This is a genomic window from Acinetobacter sp. NIPH 298 (genome assembly GCF_000369505.1).
Taxonomy (GTDB): Bacteria; Pseudomonadota; Gammaproteobacteria; order Pseudomonadales; family Moraxellaceae; genus Acinetobacter.
In genome coordinates this window covers 54,499-75,113 of sequence record NZ_KB850055.1, presented here as the reverse complement: position 1 = coordinate 75,113, position 20,615 = coordinate 54,499, and the positions used below count along the sequence as shown (strand labels likewise).

Sequence of the window (20,615 nt, the reverse complement as noted above, 5' to 3'; positions counted from 1 at the left end):
AGCGAAGCCTGAGCTTCGCTTAATCTATGGTTATTTACTTATTTCACATAAGTCAACCAATGCGCATATTTATCATTACGGCCTTGAACAGCATCAAAGAAAGTCTTTTGAATTTCAGTGGTGATCGGGCCACGTGAACCACAACCGATTTCACGATCATCATATTCACGAATTGGGGTTACTTCAGCAGCAGTACCAGTAAAGAATGCTTCGTCAGCAATATAAAACTCATCACGAGTAATACGACGCTCTACGACTTCATAGCCAAGGTCTTTAGCAATGGTCATCACTGTTTGACGAGTAATCCCTTCAAGTGCACCCCCTGCTAAATCTGGGGTATGTAACACGCCATCTTTGATCAAGAAGACATTTTCACCAGCGCCTTGGCAAACAAAACCTTGTGGGTCAAGCAGCATTGCTTCGTCATAACCCGCACGAGCAACTTCTTGGTGTGCCAAGATTGATACTGTGTAGTTACCACAAGCTTTTGCTTTACACATGGTCACGTTTGGATGGTGATGCGTAAATGAAGACGTTTTTACACGAATACCGTGCGCCATTGCTTCGTCACCAAGATACGTTCCCCAAGACCACGCCGCAACCGCTGCATGAACGGTATTATCCGTTGCCGCGATGCCTAACTTCTCAGAACCGATCCAAATCAATGGACGTAAATAGCATGACACCAATTTATTTTCACGCACGACATCAATTTGTGCTTGTTCTAAAGTCGCTTGATCAAATGGAACTTTCATTTGATAAATTTTTGCTGAATTTAATAAGCGTTTGGTGTGATCTTGCAAACGGAAGATTGCTGTACCGTTCGGAGTTTCATAGGCACGAACACCCTCAAACACACCCATACTATAATGTAGTGTATGTGTTAAGACGTGAATCTTTGCATCACGCCAATCAACCATTTTTCCATCTTGCCAAATAAAACCATCACGATCAGCCAAACTCATCGCACATACTCCATTTTTTTCACTATTATTCACTTTCCAATGCTATTGCATTTGGATCAACTAATCTTTGCCATAACTTGCAAACGATCTCGCGGGTATCGTGCCAATCCGCAGCATTGACTTGCATAGATTGATTTGCAAGCGCTAAACGGTGACTCTCAGCTCGTTCACGGAGGTAAGCTTGTATTAATGCTGTGGCATCTTCACTTGATAAGCAGCCTGCTTTAGCAGCATCCTCTAAAATTCTCACATTGTCGGAAAAATGGGCGAGATCTGTATTCGTCCCACTCCATGCAAGCACTGCATACTGTGCCATAAATTCTATGTCAACGATACCACCCGCATCCTGTTTTAAATGAAAAATGCCATGTTTTTTTTGCTCAGAAGATGAACCCAAATGATCTTTCATTTTTTGCCGCATTTTGATCACTTCGTCACGTACTACGTTTTCATCACGAACTTGAGTAAGGATTTTGCACCGAACCATTTCAAACTGCTGACAAAGCTGTGTATCACCTGCAATCGAACGAGCACGTACCAAGGCTTGATGCTCCCATAGCCATGCATGTTTTTGCTGATATTGCTCAAAGGCCTTTAGGCTAGTAACCAACATTCCCGCCTCGCCTGACGGTCTTAGACGAGTATCAATTTCATAGACGCGCCCATCTAGCGTTTGCGTGGTCATGAGCGACATAAATTTCTGTGCCACACGAATGGCAAATTCAGCACCACTAATATGCTTTCTGCCATCCGTTTCACTTTGTTCTTCAAAGGCATGGATAAATACCAAATCAAGATCAGAGCCATAGCCCAATTCAATTCCACCGAGCTTGCCATAGCCAATCACGGTGAAGCCTTTTACATCCAGACTGCAACGCTGTCCATTGCTCCCCATCGGATAACCATGTCGTTGCGCAACCGCTTGATAGGCCAGATTTAAGGTGGCTTGAACACTGACCTCAGCGATATCGGTTAAAGCATCTGAAACTTTCATCAATGGACTTTCAGCCAATACATCACTGGCAGCAACAGTTAAAACGTTGCTCTTTTTAAATAAACGTAGCACACGCATTTGATCTTCAACTTGATCAATCTCGATACGCAGTAATTGCTGCCGTAGAGAGTCCTCTAGGTCTTTGCGTAAGGGCAAACCAAAGTCCATTGATAAGAACTCATCGAGCAATACTGGATATTGTGCTAACTCCTCACAAATCCACGGGCTCACCGTTGCCATTTTCACCAAGCGTTGCAAAGCACCACGGCTTTCCATCAACATGACCAAATACACGGTACGGCGCAGTACCGACTCCACCAAGGGCATCAAACGTAACAATGCCATTTGCGGTCGATCAGACTGTAAAATCGCTTCAATCAAATGTGGCCAAAATTTCTTTAGCCGTTCGAGTGCACTTGCAGGAATTTTCTTTAAGGCCTGTCCATGCCAGAAGTTCTGAATTAGTTTCTGTGCATCATCATCTAATACCGCATTCAGTTGCTGTTCCAACTGCTCAAAATCATCAACAGGCTCAGCAAATTCGTTTTCTTGAATCAATTGTTTAAATTGGACTTTAACCTTATCGCGCTTCTGGTTCAGCACATTTAAAAATGATGACCAATCCGTAAAACCCAAGGTATCCAACATACGTTGTCTGAGTTCAGGTTCAGTCGGTAAGGATTGTGTCTGCTGATCATTGAGTGCTTGAATCGCATGTTCGACTCGTCTTAAAAATAAATAAGCATCCTCTAGGTCAGTCACTGCCTGCTGATCAAGTAATTCGGCCTGCCCCAAATGCTGTAAATTGACCAAGCACTGACGATCATGCAGTTCGCGTCTTGATCCACCATAAATCAACTGAAAAACTTGGACAATAAACTCAATTTCACGAATCCCGCCTGCGCCCAGTTTAATATCATCCTCTATATTACGACGCATCACCTCACGTTCGATCATGGCTTTCATTTCACGCATTGCAGAAAATGCGGAATAATCGACATAGCGACGGAACACAAAAGGACGTGCCATCGCCATCAAATCTGCACCCTCTTTGCCACCAGTAATTACCCGTGCTTTAATCCACGCATAGCGTTCCCATTCCCGACCATGCTGACTTAAATATTTTTCTAAACCTATGTGGCTAATCGCAAGCGCGGAACCATCTCCCCACGGACGTAACCGCATATCCACGCGAAACACAAAGCCATCTGCGGTAATTTGATCCAGCAAATAAATCAGTTTTTGTCCCCACAAAATACAGAACTGCTGAACATCAATACATTTACGACCATTGGTTTCGCCTTGTTCATCAAAAGCAAAAATCAAATCAATATCGCTAGAAAGATTAAGCTCCTGAGCACCAAGTTTGCCCATACCGATGATTATGAGATCTTGCACCTGACCTGAATAACCGATTGGTTCACCATGTTTGGCAATTAATGGAACACGTGCGAAAGCTTTCGCAGCACAAATACTGGCATCAGCAAAGTCGGAAAGCTCACGAGTCAGGGTAACCACATCCGTCAGTTGATTGGCATCTTGCCAAATCCAGCGAAACATCAGCTTGGCACGCAAGACACGCAAAGCTTTCATCCAAGCTTGTTCATCACTTAAATCTGCAATGGCCTGTTGAACTTTTTGAAAAATACTTTCCGTCGAAAGTGGACCAAGAAATTGATCTTCAGCGTAATCTTGTTCTAATTGTAATGTATAAAAATTTAAAACTTGCTCTGCATACTGACTGGCAACTAAAGTTCTTTGTAGCTGTGCTGCATTCATATAAAAAAGCTCGACTGATGTCATCTTAATGAGGTCTGTAGACCTTTCAAGTTATATCCTTATCTTTAAAATCTCTTTAGGCTAATTTTTCTTGACTTTTATGCTGTTCAACACATGAATCCACATGTTCACGTGCTATAGGCAATCGTACAGTAAAGAGCGTACCTTCCCCTTCTTTCGAGCTGGCACTAATTTCACCAAGGTTCATTTCAACAAACCGCTTACACAAAGCCAGCCCTAAACCAGCGCCTTTTTCCCCAGCCGTCCCTTTTAAACTCATGGTAATCCTAGGTTGAAATAGTTCCTTTATCTGTGCTTGAGTCATACCTAATCCTGTATCTTTGACATGGATTTCTACAAAGTCACCGTTGTTTTTCGCTCGAATAAAGACTTTTCCAGCGCTATCAACATCGGTAAATTTCAATGCATTTGAAACGAGGTTCTGTATCACCGAAGTGATCATATTCATATCGGCATAAACTTTAAGATTCTCATCGACTTCATTGACCAGTTCGATATGTTTTTTCAAAGCCAACGTTTTCAAAATATCAGTGACAATGTTGGTAATCTGCCGCAACTTAAAGTTGATGGGATGATAAACAAAACGGCCACCCTCAGCCATTGCCCAATTCAACAAACTTTCCAATAAGTTATAAGTCGATTGCGAAGTATCATGGAGATAGTCTGCGATATTTTGGATACTGGATTCATCTAAAGTATCACGCTCTTTCGCCAATATTTCAGAAAAGCCAAGTAAGCCATGAAAAGGTGCGCGTAAATCATGTGAAATGATCGAAAAGAATTTGGTTTTACTGACGTTCAAAGCCGCTTCTTGTTCGTACAATTCTTTTAATTCATCATGATTGAATTTCAACTCTAGCTGTTGCATAAAATTAACACAGTGGGCTTGTAAGAGCTGTTTTTGTAACTCGCTGAATGCTTGGGCATCCTCATCAAATAAAACCACATATCCTAATGAGGTTTGATCTGGATGTCTGAGATGCAATGCAATGGCACTTTGAACTTTTCGCTTGAACGTATTTAAAAAGGCAATCAAGGTTGGATAGCGAGGATGTTCACTATCGATCAGATCATCATTGACAAATAATGTATTTAAACTTTTTGCAATCTTTGTAGAATCAATTGCTTGTAATTTTTCAGGGCAACGATGCCAAAGATAAGGTTCTTGGTGAAAAGAGAGCAATGCTGTGCTGGCCTGCATCAATTTACGATTAAATTGCAGGAAATGTTCAATCAAGTTCTGTTCAGTGTTTAGGCCTAAAGACAAAGATATCTTACAAGCACTTAACTTTTCGGCCTGCTGTAATTCTAATAGTTGAATAGCCATGCCCGCCTCTCGAATATTATCATTATACGGTTGCTTACGTTTTATTAAGAAAAATGTGACAACTATCACTTAGTATTAACAAAGTTTAACATAAAAGGCAATAAATGCTTCTCATTATTTCGAAACAAAACGTGAAATTTCATTAAATCTTAACATGAACATTTGATTAAAGAGAACCGTATCACACAAGCGCTCTTCTATCGTTTTTAGCCGCTTTGTATTTCCCCATAGAGAGAATGATGAGCGATTGAAGTACCGCAAGGGTATGTATGAAAGAAGTCTACTAAAACTTGCGGACGAATAAAGCAGATTACACTTGTCATCAATGCGCAAAGAAGCAGTCATAGACCACTGCTCTTCGCCATTGATGTTTGTTTAAAAATTATTTAACGACAAGCAATTGAAAATTATTAATTTATAAAAGATGAAGCAATAAAGATCTTTTTATGCATAGTTATAGTATAGCGCAGTGCCATAGTCATAAAAACTCACATTATTTCCCTGACATGCAATCGAATAATAACGACCACTTCCATAATGATACCCCTCGTAACAACCAGCAGATTTTTGTTTTATCGAGATGTATTCACCATGCCCGTAGTCATAAAGACGATATTCACCGTCATTAAACCGCCCCTCAAAATAGGTATTTCGATCGTAATCAAAAAACTTTATGCACTCTTTATCGGCATGACCTGAAATACGAGGATAACAAGACTGAGTATAATCATAGATATTGCGTTTTGTGTTATTGGTTTCCAGCTTTAGTACTGCCAAAGCAAGTGCGGCTCTTTGATACGGCTTCATTATTTATCCTTTTCATAGGATCTGCTGACATTACACAAATACTGACGACTCAAGTGTTTTCGACTTAAGCAATCCTAAACAGTACGAGGCATAACATAATGAACAATTAGAATGACAACAGATCCTGATTATTCTTCAAAAAATTTACGCCTATGGCTATAAAGCAACCACGACCTAAACTAGAGTAAAAATTAAACAAGCTTCTTAGACTAACATTTTTAATCGCCATAAAAAAACCCCAAGCCTTTAATACCAGCTTGGGGTCTTTGAATCTTGGTCCCGAGGGTCGGACTCGAACCGACACGTCATCTCTGACAGCGGATTTTGAGTCCGCCGCGTCTACCAATTTCACCACCTCGGGAAGAGTGCGATGCTTTGTGTTGCGTATCATAACCTGTTTGATTTTATTGTCAAACCCCATCTCGCACTTATTGCTCACTTTTAAATCATTCAGATATTTTTTTAGCTATAAACATCAAGCTCAGCGAAAAAACACAAAAAAGACTATACTACGCCCAATTTTTTGCAATGTTTTAGATGTATGCAGCTCTCCGACTTTTCTTTTGATCTTCCAGATGAACTTATCGCTCGCTACCCACTAGAAAGCCGTAGCGCATCACGCTTATTGCATATCGATGCACAAGGTCAATATCACGACCATGCTTTTACCGATATTTTAGATTTATTGGAAGATGGTGATTTACTGGTTCTGAATGATACTAAAGTCATGAAAGCACGATTAAAAGGAAAACGTGCCACTGGCGGTGCTATCGAAGTTTTGGTTGAACGTATGTTGGATACACATACAGCACATTGCCATATCAAATCGAGCAACTCACCTAAAGCAGGCGCAGAACTGTATATTGGTGAAGATGCAATTCCTGTGACGGTACAAGGTCGCCACGAAAATCTATTTGTGGTGAAATTTTCACAACCAATTTTGTCGGTGTTGGATCAATACGGTCAGTTACCGATTCCACCTTATTTCAATCGTGAAGCTGAAGAGATTGATACTGAACGTTATCAAACGGTTTTTCATGATCCTGAAAAAATCGCCAGTGTAGCTGCTCCGACTGCAAGCTTACATTTCGACCAAGATTTGTTAGTAAAATTGGCAGAAAAAGGCATTCAAAAAACTTTTGTCACTTTGCATGTTGGTGCGGGAACCTTCATGCCAGTTCGCACCACAGACATTAGTAACCATATTATGCACAGTGAATGGTGTGATGTACCGCAAGCGACGATTGATTTAATTTTAGCAACCAAAGCACGAGGCAATAAAGTGATTGCCGTTGGCACAACTGCGACACGTGCCTTAGAAAGTGCAGCGCAAGCAAATGGTGGTAAGATTGCAGCTTGGACAGGTGACACTCAAATCTTTATCTACCCAGGTTATCAGTTCTGCATGGTGGATCGTTTGATTACTAATTTCCATTTACCTGAGTCCACGCTATTGATGCTTGTTTCCGCCCTATCAAATCGGAATAATATTTTGGCGGCATATCAGCATGCCGTTGAACAACGCTATCGCTTCTTTAGCTATGGCGATGCGATGTTGATTGATCAACTCGCATAAATATCACTCATAGGCTAAATCATGGTTTAGCCTATTTTTTCAGAATGATTATCTAAAAAACTATGCCATTCATATCCAATAAAATTAAAAAAACTTTTCAAAATCAATCTACTCATAATCAGTCGACCTTAAAAAATATTGAGACCATTCGCCACTTGCTAGAGAAACAACCCTCACCAGAACTTTTAATTAATACCTTAAAACACTGGGATGGCGAGCAATATCTGTATATCAAGAATTACCTATATTGGACAATGTGCACGCTGAGTCTGATTTTTTTATTGGCAGGCCTTTTGTTCTCTGCCTACTATCTAATTGTTTGTGTTGTTCTGTTTGGTGTTGGTACTCGTTATCGTATTCCGACAACTGAATTAGACAGCCTAAAAGAACAATTAAGAATCTATGTTCTGGAGCAGACCTATCAGGTTAAGTTTCATGCTGATAGCACCCCCTTAAATCCTGCTTTACTGGATCATCCCTTATTTAAATTAGGTAATAAAGACAATACTGTTAAAATATTGCTAGATGGGCAATTAGTGATTAAACAAAAAACATATGATTATTCTGTTTTTAATTATCACTACACCTATCAAACAAGGACAACCGATGATCAGGGAAAAGAAATTTGGCAAACAACCCATTGTGATCTATGGGGCGTACTGATGAAGAATTTTCCATTCAAAGGCATCAGCATCTCAGCTCACTATAAACATCAATGTCATCTAGGTATAGAGTGGAAATCTAGTGATATTCTCTTTAATAAGAAGTATCAGCAAACTGGCGTAAATGAATACGAGTTTGTTAAGTTTTTAACTCCAGAAAGAGTATTGTCATTGGAAAAAATGATGCAGACTTTTTATGGAGATTTTTATGTACACCCACAAACGAGTGTGATGTGCTGGCTATTCAATGAATCCCCTTTAGCGGAGAATAATTATTTATTTCAGGCAATCACGGTTAATAAACTTGCTGAAAAACTAGAACAACTTCAAATGCCAAAACTTCAACGTTTACAAGAAGCTCTCACCAGTCTGCTCAAGACTCTCTAATTCCATCTATACTGATTAAAATAGCCCACAAGGCACTTCTTAGTTTCTGAAATTTAAAGCATAATCTATACCTCATCAATCTAATATAATGAATTGATCATCGCCATGCCGATCGACACTGTACAACAAGCACTCCATATAAGACGTAAAAAAAACGCTCAAGTTTTTCGCAATATTGCTCGGCTTTGGGATATTGGAAATAAATCAACAACCGATCAAGAACTGCTCGATAAACTACATCCTTGGGGTGAAGCGCATAGCTTGCATTTCTTTAATATACTGCCCCTACTCCTTGCGATTATCAGTGCATGCTGTTTGGTTTTCGGCTATTTTATTCATCCGCACATTCAATTTATTTGGAGCTTTTTAGGCGCATTTCTTTCTGGATTTTTAGCCTATTTGCTTTATGAACCGAAACAGCCCTTGATACAAGTAACAGAATATCTAGAACAACGCTTGATGACACTACGTTATCATTTAAACTTCCAACAACTCCCTGCATATCTCCCAATTCAAGCGCAGCCAACACTGGTGATCAGCCGACTTAAACAATTTTTTCCATTGTTTCATCGGGGCACTGAATCAAATGACATTACGCAATACGCCTCCACAACATGGCATGATGGTGTCACGGAACATCAGGTGCTGATCTTCCAATATCATTATGTCAGCGAACTGCCCATTCTTAGAAATGGTGATAAGAATCAACAGATCAGTAAAGAAATACATAAAGACTTATGGGGCGCATTTATTTTTCAAATTCCTGCTTTAGGGATTGCTGTCAGTAACCAACGTTCTCGTTTTTTTGAACCTTATGCTCATGCGTGGGAAAGTAGTGATATCTCAGTCAATCGCAATCTTAAAATTTTTGGGCGAAGCCAACATGAACTCGCTAAAAGCATTAGCCCAAGCATGACCTTAAAATTACATGATTTTTTTCAACATTTTAAAGGCGATTTAATCTATCATCATCAAGAGCAAATTCTTTGTTATGTTGGTGAACAAAACCTATTACAAACAACGAGTAAACGCGACCAAATCAATGATATTCCAGCACTACGTGGCCATCTTCGTACCATGACCATGCCTCAATATCAAAGATTTCAAGAAATGATGCTCAATTTAATTAAATAACTCATCCTAGCCCTGATCCACAACTAAAACGGTAAGGGATGAGGAACGATAAAAGTTCGACTAGGTAAATAATAAAGGGGAATGGCAATGACAGGTTTACTCATTTTCTTGGGGATTTTTGTTGTACTCATCGTTTGGGGAATTCATATCCGCAACACGATCGTGCGATATTTCAATGCCACCAAACGTGCTTGGGCAGAAGTTGCCAATTTTGAGCGCCAGAAAGTCAAAACACTGGAAGCACTCGAAGATACCTTAAGCAAATATACGGTTTTTGAAAAATCGACCTTAGAACAAGTGACTGCTTTACGTCAGCAGATCATGAATCTCAATATCAATGATACCGATATTGCCAAGTTACAGCACATCGAAAAATTAAATACCGATTTAATGAGAAGTTTAAATGTTGTGGTTGAAAATTATCCTGAGCTGAAAGCAGATACGCTGTATAGCAAGATGATGGATGATATTCAAGAACAGAATGAAAATGTCGGTGCTGCGATTACCATCTTTAACCGCAATGTCGAATTGTTTAATAATCACATTCAAGTTTTTCCAAATAATTTGGTCAATACCCTCACTTTATCAAAGAAAGCGATTCGCCCTTTCCGTGATCCCGTGATTGATCGTAATTTTGACTATAAACCGAATTTTTAACGCCAGCTACATTTAGTAGTAGAACTGCGCGCCATAATCAAGGAAAATAGCCGTTTTTGATCAGCGAACTGTTTTTTCGCCTCCTAGTACTCCCTTAAAGGGTACTTCGATCTTGCTCGGGTTATGACATGAAATTTGAAAAATTAGGCCAGTCGGGACGCGCCCGTCGTGGTCGACTCACTCTAGAACATGGTGTGGTAGAAACACCAGTGTTTATGCCTGTCGGTACTTATGGTACGGTTAAAGGCATGTTGCCTCGTGATCTTGAAGAAATTCAAGCACAGATTATCTTAGGCAATACTTTCCATTTATATTTGCGTCCTGGCTTAGAAGTGATTAAAGAGCATGGCGGTCTACATGAGTTTATCAAGTGGGATAAACCTATTTTGACCGACTCAGGCGGCTTCCAAGTGTTTAGCTTGGGTGCAATGCGTAAAATTAAAGAAGAAGGCGTGACGTTCCGTTCTCCAATTGACGGCTCAAAAGTCTTCTTGTCTCCTGAAATTTCGATGGAAATTCAACAAGTCCTCAATTCAGATATCGTCATGATCTTTGATGAGTGCACGCCCTACCCTGCAACCCATGAAGAAGCGCAAAAATCTTTACAGCTTTCACTACGTTGGGCCAAGCGTTGTAAAACCCACCATCATGATGAACTCAAGAATAAAAATGCCTTATTCGGTATTATTCAAGGTGGCATGTATGAAGATCTGCGTGATGAATCTCTCTCAGGTTTGTTAGACATTGGCTTTGATGGTTATGCGATTGGTGGTTTATCTGTCGGCGAACCAAAAGATGAAATGATCAAGGTGCTTGATTATTTACCCAATAAAATGCCAGAGGACAAACCACGCTACCTCATGGGTGTTGGTAAGCCTGAAGACATCGTGGAAGCAGTTCGTCGTGGTGTCGATATGTTTGACTGCGTGATGCCGACACGTAATGCACGTAATGGGCATTATTTTGTCACTGATGGTTTAGTGAGAATTCGTAATAGTCGATATCGCCATGATCAAGGTCCTTTAGACCCACATTGTGATTGTTACACTTGTAAAAACTTTAGTCGTGCCTATTTATATCATTTAGAGAAGTGTGGAGAAATGTTGGCATCGATGCTCGGCACAATTCATAACCTCCGTTACTACCAACGCCTGACGCAAGGGATGCGTGATGCGCTGGAAAACGATACATTTGATGCCTATGTACAGGACTTTTATGCACGTCGTGGATTAGAAGTTCCACCTTGTCCAAATTAATTCATCTGGATTTGCACGCAAAGCCAAGACAAGGTACATTGCAAAACGAATTGGAACTTATTGTCAATTTTTTGACCTTTTTAAACTTTAGGAAATCAAAATGAGCTTTTTCATTTCTACTGCCCACGCTGCTGAGGCTGCTCAACAAGGACCAAGCTTGATGGCTAACATATTGATGATCGCTGTATTTGTTGCGATCTTTTATTTCTTAATCTGGCGTCCTCAAGCAAAACGTGCCAAAGAGCATCGTAGCTTGGTTGATAGTCTTGGTGTTGGCAGTGAAATCGTATTTGCTGGCGGCTTAATGGGCAAAATCATTCGCTTAGATGGTGACTTTGCAACCGTTGAACTGAGCCGTGGTGTAGAAGTTAAAATTCAACGTGCAAGCGTTATTTCAGTGTTACCTGAAGGCACACTCAATAACCTTTAATCATAAAATAGTCGTGCCTCAGCACGACTTTTTCATTTAAGAAGAAAGCGAATGCGTTACCCTGCATGGAAATATTTACTGATCATTGTGGTATTTGTGATCAGTACGTTATATGCACTTCCTAGTCTGTATCCTGATGAACCTGCTGTCCAAATTTCGGGCGCAAAAGCAGGTACTCAGATTGATCAGAGTGTCGTGCAAAAAGCTGAGCAGATTTTAAAAACTGCCAATATTAGCAGTCACGATAATAGTTTCTCTAATAATGCAGCTTTATTACGTTTAGACTCATCAGAAGAACAGCTGAAGGCGAAAGCGATTCTGAGCCGTGATTTAGGCGAAGACTACGTGATTGCACTCAATCTTGCGCCAACAACACCAGAATGGTTGCAAAAGATTGGGGCTAAACCGATGAAACTCGGCTTAGACTTACGTGGTGGTGTACATTTCTTGCTCGAAGTCGACATGGATAAAGCGATTAGTCAGCGTATGGAAACATCTGCGACTGATTTGCGTCGTCAATTTCGTGACAATAAAATTAAATTCAATAATCTCGCTTTAAGTAACAACACCATTACCGTCCAGTTTGCAGAGAATGCAGACCGAGAAGCTGCGGCTGATTTCTTACGTCGTAACGGTAACGAGTTTACGCAGCAGCCAGTTGCTACCGCAACAGGTGCAACCTTAAGACTGAGCTACACTGATGCACGTCGTCAAGAAATTCAATCTTATGCAGTGAACCAAAACTTAACCACCTTACGTAACCGTATTAATGAATTGGGTGTTGCTGAGGCATTGGTACAAACCCAAGGCAGCAATCGTATCGTGGTGGAGTTACCAGGGATACAGGATACTGCTGAAGCAAAGCGTGTTTTAGGTCGTACTGCGAACTTAGAATTCCGCTTAGTTGCCGATAGCAATGATCAATATATTGATCCTTATACGCGTCAATATAATGGGCAACCTGTTCCTCCTGGAACAGAAGTGTTTGCTTTTGAATCAATGGATAGTGGTCGTCAATTATTGCTCAATCGTAGTCGTATTTTGACTGGCGAACGCGTTCAAAATGCAAGTTCGGGCTTTAGCCAAGATTCTGGCGGCGCAGAGGTAAATATTACCTTGGATAGCGCTGGCGGCAAACTCATGGCTGACGGCACACGTAATGCTGTTGGTAAACGTATGGCGGTTTTGTTTATTGAAAATAAACAACGAATCAGTTATGTCACCGATCCTGAGACTGGTGCACAAACTGAGGTACGCACACCATATACCGAATCTGTGGTCATCAATGCGGCAACGGTTCAAGCTGTTCTAGGTTCACAATTCCGTATTACGGGCTTAGATTCACCACAAGAAGCGGCTGAACTTGCGCTTATGCTCCGTGCAGGTGCTTTGGCTGCACCGATGTATTTCGTTGAAGAGCGTGTGGTTGGTCCTAGTCTCGGTAAAGAGAATATTGAGAAAGGGGTTCAGTCGACCATTATCGGCTTTATCTTAGTCGCAATTTGGATGGTGGTTTTCTTCCGTCTATTTGGTTTCATCGCAAACTTTGCACTTGTGTTTAACTTGGCGATGATTTTGACCGTAATGTCATGGTTAGGTGCATCTCTTACCCTTCCAGGGATTGCAGGTATCGTCATTACCATTGGTATGGCGGTCGATGCCAACGTTCTGATTTGTGAGCGTATACGAGAGGAAATTCGTTGGGGTGCTTCACCAAAACAAGCCATTGTGGCGGGCTATGATCGTGCCTATAACACAATTCTTGACTCCAACTTAACCACTTTCCTTGTTGCATTTATCTTATTCGCTATTGGTACGGGTCCGATCAAAGGCTTCGCTGTCACGTTGATGATCGGTATTATTTGTTCGATGTTTACTGCGATTACAGTCACACGTGCAATTGTGCAACTCATTTATGGCAAACGCCGTAATTTGACCAAGTTGAGTATTTAAGGAGATTGATATGTCAGATCTGACTCAACGTGACTCAAAGCAATACGGTCGTCCAGATGATTTAAAAATCATCCCATTTATGAAGATTGCCAAACCTGCAGCAATCATCTCGATCTTACTGACGATTGCCAGTCTGTTCTTTATTGCAACCAAAGGTCTAAATCTCGGTTTGGACTTTACGGGTGGTGTGTCTGCTGAATTGAACTATGAACAAGCGGTTCAACCATCGCAGATTACCCAAGCATTGAGTCAAGCTGGATTTAAAGATGCAGTTGTTCAGACTCTAGGCAGCAATACGGACCTCATCGTTCGTATGCCTGTACAGGATGATCTAGAAGTTGAAGACCTTAGCAATAGCATTACCAAAGCAGTTCAGCTACCGAATAATACTGTTAACGTTCATAAAGTGGATGCGGTCGGTGGTGCGGTTGGTAACGAACTCTATGTTCGTTCTGCTGGTGCGGTTGCACTTGCGCTGATCCTGATGTTGATCTATGTCACCATTCGTTTCGAGTTTAAGCTTGCGATGGGCGCTGTGATGTCGTTATTCCACGATATTGTCATCATTCTAGGTGCATTTGCATTGTTCCAATGGCCATTTGACTTGACCGTCTTGGCAGCATTGTTAGCGATTATCGGTTTCTCGCTCAACGATAACATCGTGGTATCGGATCGTATTCGTGAAAACTTCCGTAAGATTCGTGACACCAGTTCGCAAGAGATCATTGATATTGCCTTAACCGAAACCCTACGTCGTACTCTCCACACTTCTGCAACGTTATTGCTGGTTGTGGTGGCTATGTTCTTCTTGGGTGGTGATGGTTTACATTGGTTCTCGGCGGCGATGATTGTCGGTGTGTTTGTTGGTACTTATTCATCTATTTATATTGGTACTGCATACGCATTATGGCGTGGTCTAAATCGTCAAGATTTTATCGTACAAGTGAAGCCTGAATTTGAAGAAGACGAGATTCCTTAAATCTCACCACTCTTCTTGATTCAAAAAAATGCCAGTGTAATCACTGGCATTTTTTTGAGTATACGATTTGAACATCTATGAAAAAGCCAACTAAAAGCAGTAAAAATTAATGCTGAATCATTTGGATCTGTGGAAACTGAAAACCTCGACAAGACTGCTCTGCTCGCCATGCAACTGTCACCACAACACGATTTAAGATGAAATTCTGATAGGCAAAAGTGCCGATCAATGGATGCGTACACATTCCACCATGATTTGATGAATGAACTTGCGTATTTAAGCTATTTAAATCTAATCGAATACCTAGGCCAGAAGCTTTTAAAATCGCTTCTTTGGTCGTCCAAACTTTAAACCAATACTCCTGATCTTGTTCAGATTGCTGCCATATTTGATATTCTTCAGGATGAAAAGCATGTTGCGCCAAAGCATCAAAACGTACTTTTCGATCCAACTCTTCGACATCGACCCCAATATCATTTACTCGTTCGCTCATGGCCAAAGCATAGTATTGTTGACTATGCGAATGGTTAAAATGCAGCGGATGTGAGTTTAAAAAAGGTTTGCCCTGTTCATGTTTGGAAATGTTTAAATCTTCAATTTCGCAGGCTAACTTTTTTGCGAGCAGTCGGTTGCGATAAGCTTGAATCTGATCTTTTTTATAATAGTTAAATGATCTTAAGTCAGCAAAATCAGCTTTATCCAGTTTTAGAAGCTGAGCCAATGCCTGAACATGTATTTCGATTTTACGTGTAGTCGTCATTGGCTTTACTCATAAAACCCCTCAGTGAAAGGAGGGCCGTTGGGATTTTTTAGAACTTAACAATATCACCTTTCAAAGCAACACCTGCAACTGCCATACCTTTATGGCATTCGTACGTTGTCGAACTTTGAACTTCATTCTTTTTAAAATAACTGACGATGTTGGTCACGGCATTTGCACCACGTGCTTTTGCTGCTTTATCCAATTGTAACAGTGCAGAACGAAGCACCCAATCACATGATTTCTCAGCAGACTTGCCAAAACCATTGGTCTTTTGATTGGTCACGATATCTTGCTCTAATACCTTACCCCCTGATTTGTTGCCTTTAAGATAGAACTTTACCGAACCATCTAAAGTACCATCAGCCACTGCACGATCAACTGCCGCTTTAAAATCAAATTGATGCACGGTATCTGCAGCCTGAACGGATGCAGTAAAAGCGGTTGTTAAAACAGTTGCTAAGAATAATTGTTTGATTGACATTATTTTGATGCCCCTTGTTATGTTATACGTTTAAAAATCAGTGAGGTATTAATGCCACCAAAGGCAAAGTTATTGCTCATCATGATACTGATATCACTCGCTCTCACTTGCTGAGTAATATAATCTAAATCACCACAGAGTGGGTCAACCATATCCAAATTTAAGGTTGGAATAAGTTCTCCACGCTTCATCATTTCGATACCTAGCCATGCTTCAATCGCACCACAAGCACCTAAAGTATGCCCAAAATAACTCTTTAACGAACTAATCGGCTTGCGACCCAAAACGCGTGCTGAGGCCTGACTTTCGGCAATATCACCTTGATCGGTAGACGTACCATGCGCATTGACATAGTCGATTTGACTGGCATCAAGCTGGGCATCTTTGAGCGCCATCTGCATACATTGCCCCATCCTTTCACTATCAGGCTTGGTCACATGCTGCCCATCGGTATTACTGGCATAGCCAACAATTTCAGCATAAATGGTTGCGCCACGCTGTTTGGCATGTTCATATTCTTCCAGAATTAAACAGCCTGCCCCCTCACCAATCACTAAACCATCACGATTGGCATCAAAAGGACGTGGTGATTTTTCGGGTTGATCATTCATGCCACTAGTCGCCAGTAATACATCAAAAACCGCTGCGCCTGCTGCACTCAGTTCTTCTGCACCGCCTGCAATCATGACGGTTTGTTTGCTATATTTGATCGCTTCATACGCCTGTCCAATTGCCATTGAACCTGAGGTACATGCACTTGAAGTGGGCAAGGTTAAACCTTTCAATCCAAAATAAACGGTCATATTGACCGCACTGGTATGTGACATCATACGAATATAAGTCGTCGCATTAATCTTACTCATATCCTGATCGATCAGCATATTGCCAAACTCACGAACCGCATCGACACTACCCGCTGAAGAACCGAAGGCCACGCCCGCATCACCACTCTTCAGGATCTCGTGATCGATCAGCCCCGCATCTTGCAATGCATTTTCAGCACTAATCACCGACATGAGTGCAACGCGCCCCATACCCCGCGTCACTTTACGATTAAAGTGCTTGGCCATATGAAATGTCTTCACGGGTCCTGCCAGTTTGGTTCTTAGGTCTGGATATTGTTCCCATTCAGGCATATAACAAATACCACTTTTGCCCGCATGGAATTGAGCAAAGATTTCATCTGCCGTTTCACCTAGTGATGTAATTCCAGCCATCCCCGTTACAACAACACGTTTCATTAGATTAAGCCCCCATTCACCGAAATCACCTGACGGGTAATATAAGATGCCTCATCTGAACATAAGAATTTCACCACACTCGCCACTTCATCCACCTGCCCCATACGTTGCATCGGAATCATTTTTAAAGCATGATCTTTGACTTCTTCTGTGACCATTTCTGTTTCAATGAGACCTGGTGCAACACTGTTGACGGTGATCTTTCGTTTTGCCAATTCTAAAGCCAGTGCTTTGGTTGCCCCAATTAAACCTGCTTTGGCAGCACTATAATTCACTTGTCCACGATTTCCCATCATGCCCGAAACTGAAGAAAGTGTAACGATACGTCCGCCTTGACGTAAATGAATCATCGGCATGATCAAGGGTTTGAGTACATTGTAAAAACCATCCAGTGAGGTGAAAATAACCTCATCCCAATCCTGATCAGTTAAGGCAGGAAATGCACCATCATGGGTGAGTCCAGCATTCAGCACCACACCATAAAATGCGCCATGTTGTTCAACATCTTGTTCAAGTAAACTTTTGACCGTTTCGCGTGCATTGACATCAAAAAGTAAATAATGGCTTTTTTGCCCTAAGCTCTGAATCTGCTCAACCACTTGAGCGGCCTCTGTCTCGCGTGAACGTGCGTGGATGGTGACATCAAAGCCTGCTTGTGCCAGTTGTAAAGCAATCGCTTTACCAATCCCTCGACTTGAGCCTGTGACTAATATTCTTCTTTGCATGTTATTTCCTAAATATAAAATAAAAATCTCGATAAATCTGTTATCTGAACACCACAAGAGATGGATACTCGGAAACGTCATTCACAACCTGCGTGGTATCAATAAGGTTATGTTTCTGCGAGATTACTTAATAGATGCAAGAAGTGAATAGGTTTTGTGAATGACAATGGTTTTGCCTACTTTTGCCGAAACAAAAGTAGGTCGAACCGAAGATTAATCCCATAATAGGATGAGTACTCGGTACGACTCCGCCAAAAAGTACCACACAAACCTCAATTACACTTTTAGTATCATCGTTGAATCCGTCGGCTCATACACACTTAACATGGCACTAATCACATGTTCAGCGTAGTAAATTTCGCAGGAAAACTGCCCCAATCCCTCATGTAGATATTGCTGCTCCACCCGAATTTTAAGCGTTTGACCCAGTTCAAAATACGGAATGGGTAACTGTAATTTTCGAGTCCCCAATAAAAAACCAACTTTGGGAGACTGTTGTAATTGTTGCCCCATCCAGCCTGAATACGCACTCACCGTTTGTGCCATAATTTCAATGCTCGTCCAAGTCGGTAAACCCTGTGCTTCACAAAACATCAGTTCAGGTGTAATGGTCAGTTCAGCAATGGCATAGCCTTCATTTGCCTCAATCAGATGATCAATAAATACCATCGGTTGTTCATGCGGAATATAGTGAATCGCATCAAGTTTCATTCAACGCCTTCCTCATGTTGTGCCACACCAAATAACAAACTGATATTACTGCCACCAAAGGCAAATGAATTGCTCATGACATATTCAATGCTTTGCGTCAGTTGAGCCTCTCGTACATAGTTCTGATCAGCTAAGTCAGAAGCAATTTCTGTCTGTTGATGAACAGGCAACCAACTTTGATCTTTTAATAGCTGAACACAAATAAAAGCCTCAATCGCGCCTGCCGCCCCCAAACAATGTCCCGTTTTGTGCTTGCTACTACTTAATGCAACCGCATGGTTTTGAAATACATGGCGGATGGCTTTGATTTCCATCGCATCATTTTGCGGCGTGGCTGTGCCATGTAAATTGACATAACCCACCTGCTGCGCTGTGATTGCAGCAACGTCTAAAGCCCGTTGCATGGCTGTCGCCGCGCCGACACCTTCAGGATGTGGTGCAGAAATATGCCACGCATCCATCGACTCTCCTGCACCATATAACATGATCGGTGCAGTATCTTTGGTCAGTAAAAAGAATGCAGCAGCCTCACCGATATTGATACCGTCACGCTTTGAACCACAAGGTTGGCAAAGATCAGCCGATAAACTTTCAAGGCTATTAAAACCATTTAAAGTCAGTTGACACAAAGTATCTACGCCACCCACCAAAACAGCATCAGCGATGCCTGCCTGAATCAAACGCTGCCCTGCGGCAAAGGCTTTGGCACTGGATGAACATGCGGTTGAAATGGTGTAAGCTGCGCCTTGCCAACCTAAATACTGCTGTAAGGCTTGGGCAATACAACCCATTTCCTGTGGCTGATGTGGTATGTCAACCGACTGGTCGCCTGCGAAATACTGTTTCAATCGTACTTCGCTGTCAGATATGCCAGACGTTGATGTCCCAACCACAATACTTAACCGTTTTGGGTCTATTTGTGCCACATAATCTCGAACATCCGTTTCGATTTCTGCCAAAGCCGTCAGGGCAAACCGTAAATTTCTGGAATCAAATTTCTGTAAAGACTCAGGTACACGTTCAATCAGTGGATATAAATAACGTCCAACCCATACAGCGCGATCAACCAAGAATCCATCTTCCAAGCTCAAGGTATTATTTGGTGCAACCAAATTGTTACGGATGTGTTCAATATCGTGCCCTAAAGCAGAAAGCCCCACACTGAATGGGATACCAACAGCCTGAAATGATACTTGACTCATGGTCGCTCCACTGGTTCAGATTGATCTGCATTTAAGGTATTTTCAATTGGACTCAAGGTCATACGATAAGGCACTTGTAGATTATCCAGTTCAATCAGATTTTCTTGTTTTTGAATCTGTAATACGGATTTCTCACCAATGAACACACGCTGATGATTCACCGAATGTTCAATACTGACCGCCTGTTGACCCAATTGGGAAAAACTGGGATACGTGGCAAATAAAATATCTCGCACCACAAACTCAAAAGGCAATAACCGCATTTGTTGAATACGTTGCTGCACTTTGACCTGTTGCCCATCAAATTGTAATGCAAATAAAGGCTGTCCTGTCAGACCTAAGCCAATCAAACTTAACTGCTGCCCTTGTTGTTGTTGGAAGAGTAAGAAACTAAAACTTTTATCTTTCCATTGCACTTCAACTTGATCTTGGCGTTGATAGTGTTGTGCTGTCCAATGATTGCTTTGTAGACCTTGAGCGTGTGGTGTGAGCTGACAGCCTCCCATTAACAATGCACTACAGCACAATAGACTGAGCCAAATTCGCTGCATACCGATTTGCTGCA

Annotated in this window: 19 protein-coding genes and 1 tRNA gene; 8 read left to right on the top strand and 12 right to left on the bottom strand. The window is 41.4% G+C overall.

The genetic code is table 11. The annotated features are described in order from the left end of the window. Positions 1 to 38: 38 nt before the first annotated feature. The 5 genes from F903_RS05295 to F903_RS05275 form a co-directional block, all read right to left on the bottom strand. Entirely contained in the window at positions 39 to 965 is a 927-nt protein-coding gene (locus F903_RS05295) for a branched-chain amino acid transaminase (protein ID WP_004669582.1), read from the bottom strand. Positions 966 to 990: 25 nt separating this feature from the next. Further along, the gene (glnE, locus tag F903_RS05290) at positions 991 to 3,738 is read right to left on the bottom strand and encodes a bifunctional [glutamate--ammonia ligase]-adenylyl-L-tyrosine phosphorylase/[glutamate--ammonia-ligase] adenylyltransferase (protein WP_005195295.1); all 2,748 of its coding nucleotides are present in this window, start codon (positions 3,736 to 3,738) and stop codon (positions 991 to 993) included. A gap of 76 nt (positions 3,739 to 3,814) precedes the next feature. Next, positions 3,815 to 5,086, bottom strand: coding sequence for a sensor histidine kinase (locus tag F903_RS05285; protein ID WP_005195293.1), 1,272 nt, complete (start codon positions 5,084 to 5,086; stop codon positions 3,815 to 3,817). A 444-nt stretch (positions 5,087 to 5,530) separates the two neighbouring features. Continuing rightward, positions 5,531 to 5,893: a hypothetical protein gene (locus F903_RS05280; protein WP_005195291.1), complete on the bottom strand. Its 363-nt coding sequence runs from the start codon at positions 5,891 to 5,893 to the stop codon at positions 5,531 to 5,533. A gap of 274 nt (positions 5,894 to 6,167) precedes the next feature. Continuing rightward, positions 6,168 to 6,254 (bottom strand) — tRNA-Leu (locus tag F903_RS05275). A 180-nt stretch (positions 6,255 to 6,434) separates the two neighbouring features. Between F903_RS05275 and queA the strand changes: the two genes are divergently transcribed. From queA to secF, 8 genes are all read left to right on the top strand, one after another. Beyond that, complete coding sequence (gene queA, locus F903_RS05270; RefSeq protein WP_005195290.1) at positions 6,435 to 7,469, top strand: tRNA preQ1(34) S-adenosylmethionine ribosyltransferase-isomerase QueA; 1,035 nt, start codon at positions 6,435 to 6,437, stop codon at positions 7,467 to 7,469. A 155-nt stretch (positions 7,470 to 7,624) separates the two neighbouring features. Continuing rightward, on the top strand, positions 7,625 to 8,518 hold the full coding sequence (locus F903_RS05265) for a hypothetical protein (protein ID WP_228128679.1): 894 nt from the start codon (positions 7,625 to 7,627) through the stop codon (positions 8,516 to 8,518). A gap of 105 nt (positions 8,519 to 8,623) precedes the next feature. Continuing rightward, entirely contained in the window at positions 8,624 to 9,652 is a 1,029-nt protein-coding gene (locus F903_RS05260) for a hypothetical protein (protein WP_005195287.1), read from the top strand. Positions 9,653 to 9,739: 87 nt separating this feature from the next. Further along, positions 9,740 to 10,309, top strand: coding sequence for a LemA family protein (locus F903_RS05255; protein ID WP_005195286.1), 570 nt, complete (start codon positions 9,740 to 9,742; stop codon positions 10,307 to 10,309). A 128-nt stretch (positions 10,310 to 10,437) separates the two neighbouring features. Continuing rightward, on the top strand, positions 10,438 to 11,565 hold the full coding sequence (tgt, locus tag F903_RS05250; RefSeq protein ID WP_005195285.1) for a tRNA guanosine(34) transglycosylase Tgt: 1,128 nt from the start codon (positions 10,438 to 10,440) through the stop codon (positions 11,563 to 11,565). Between the two features lie 100 nt (positions 11,566 to 11,665). Then, positions 11,666 to 11,995 (top strand): preprotein translocase subunit YajC, encoded by a 330-nt coding sequence (gene yajC, locus F903_RS05245; protein ID WP_005195282.1) that lies wholly within the window; start codon positions 11,666 to 11,668, stop codon positions 11,993 to 11,995. Between the two features lie 51 nt (positions 11,996 to 12,046). After that, on the top strand, positions 12,047 to 13,948 hold the full coding sequence (secD, locus tag F903_RS05240) for a protein translocase subunit SecD (protein ID WP_005195280.1): 1,902 nt from the start codon (positions 12,047 to 12,049) through the stop codon (positions 13,946 to 13,948). Between the two features lie 10 nt (positions 13,949 to 13,958). Further along, a complete protein-coding gene (secF, locus tag F903_RS05235; protein ID WP_005195279.1) occupies positions 13,959 to 14,927 on the top strand; it encodes a protein translocase subunit SecF in 969 nt (322 codons plus the stop codon). Between the two features lie 106 nt (positions 14,928 to 15,033). On the opposite strand, the gene F903_RS05230 is transcribed toward secF, so the two are convergent. From F903_RS05230 to F903_RS05200, 7 genes are all read right to left on the bottom strand, one after another. Then, positions 15,034 to 15,687, bottom strand: coding sequence for a 4'-phosphopantetheinyl transferase family protein (locus F903_RS05230; protein WP_005195277.1), 654 nt, complete (start codon positions 15,685 to 15,687; stop codon positions 15,034 to 15,036). Between the two features lie 49 nt (positions 15,688 to 15,736). Beyond that, positions 15,737 to 16,171, bottom strand: a complete 435-nt coding sequence (locus tag F903_RS05225; RefSeq protein WP_005195275.1) for a hypothetical protein — start codon at positions 16,169 to 16,171, stop codon at positions 15,737 to 15,739. A gap of 17 nt (positions 16,172 to 16,188) precedes the next feature. After that, positions 16,189 to 17,412 (bottom strand): beta-ketoacyl-ACP synthase, encoded by a 1,224-nt coding sequence (locus tag F903_RS05220; protein WP_005195272.1) that lies wholly within the window; start codon positions 17,410 to 17,412, stop codon positions 16,189 to 16,191. Then, positions 17,412 to 18,137, bottom strand: a complete 726-nt coding sequence (locus F903_RS05215) for a 3-ketoacyl-ACP reductase FabG2 (protein ID WP_005195271.1) — start codon at positions 18,135 to 18,137, stop codon at positions 17,412 to 17,414. The genes F903_RS05220 and F903_RS05215 overlap by 1 nt, the downstream gene beginning before the upstream one ends. Positions 18,138 to 18,413: 276 nt before the next feature. Further along, positions 18,414 to 18,848, bottom strand: coding sequence for a hotdog family protein (locus F903_RS05210; protein WP_005195270.1), 435 nt, complete (start codon positions 18,846 to 18,848; stop codon positions 18,414 to 18,416). Beyond that, the gene (locus F903_RS05205) at positions 18,845 to 20,050 is read right to left on the bottom strand and encodes a beta-ketoacyl-[acyl-carrier-protein] synthase family protein (RefSeq protein WP_005195269.1); all 1,206 of its coding nucleotides are present in this window, start codon (positions 20,048 to 20,050) and stop codon (positions 18,845 to 18,847) included. Before F903_RS05205 ends, F903_RS05210 begins: the two co-directional genes overlap by 4 nt. Next, the gene (locus F903_RS05200) at positions 20,047 to 20,601 is read right to left on the bottom strand and encodes a DUF3261 domain-containing protein (RefSeq protein ID WP_034595106.1); all 555 of its coding nucleotides are present in this window, start codon (positions 20,599 to 20,601) and stop codon (positions 20,047 to 20,049) included. The genes F903_RS05205 and F903_RS05200 overlap by 4 nt, the downstream gene beginning before the upstream one ends. Positions 20,602 to 20,615 lie beyond the last annotated feature (14 nt).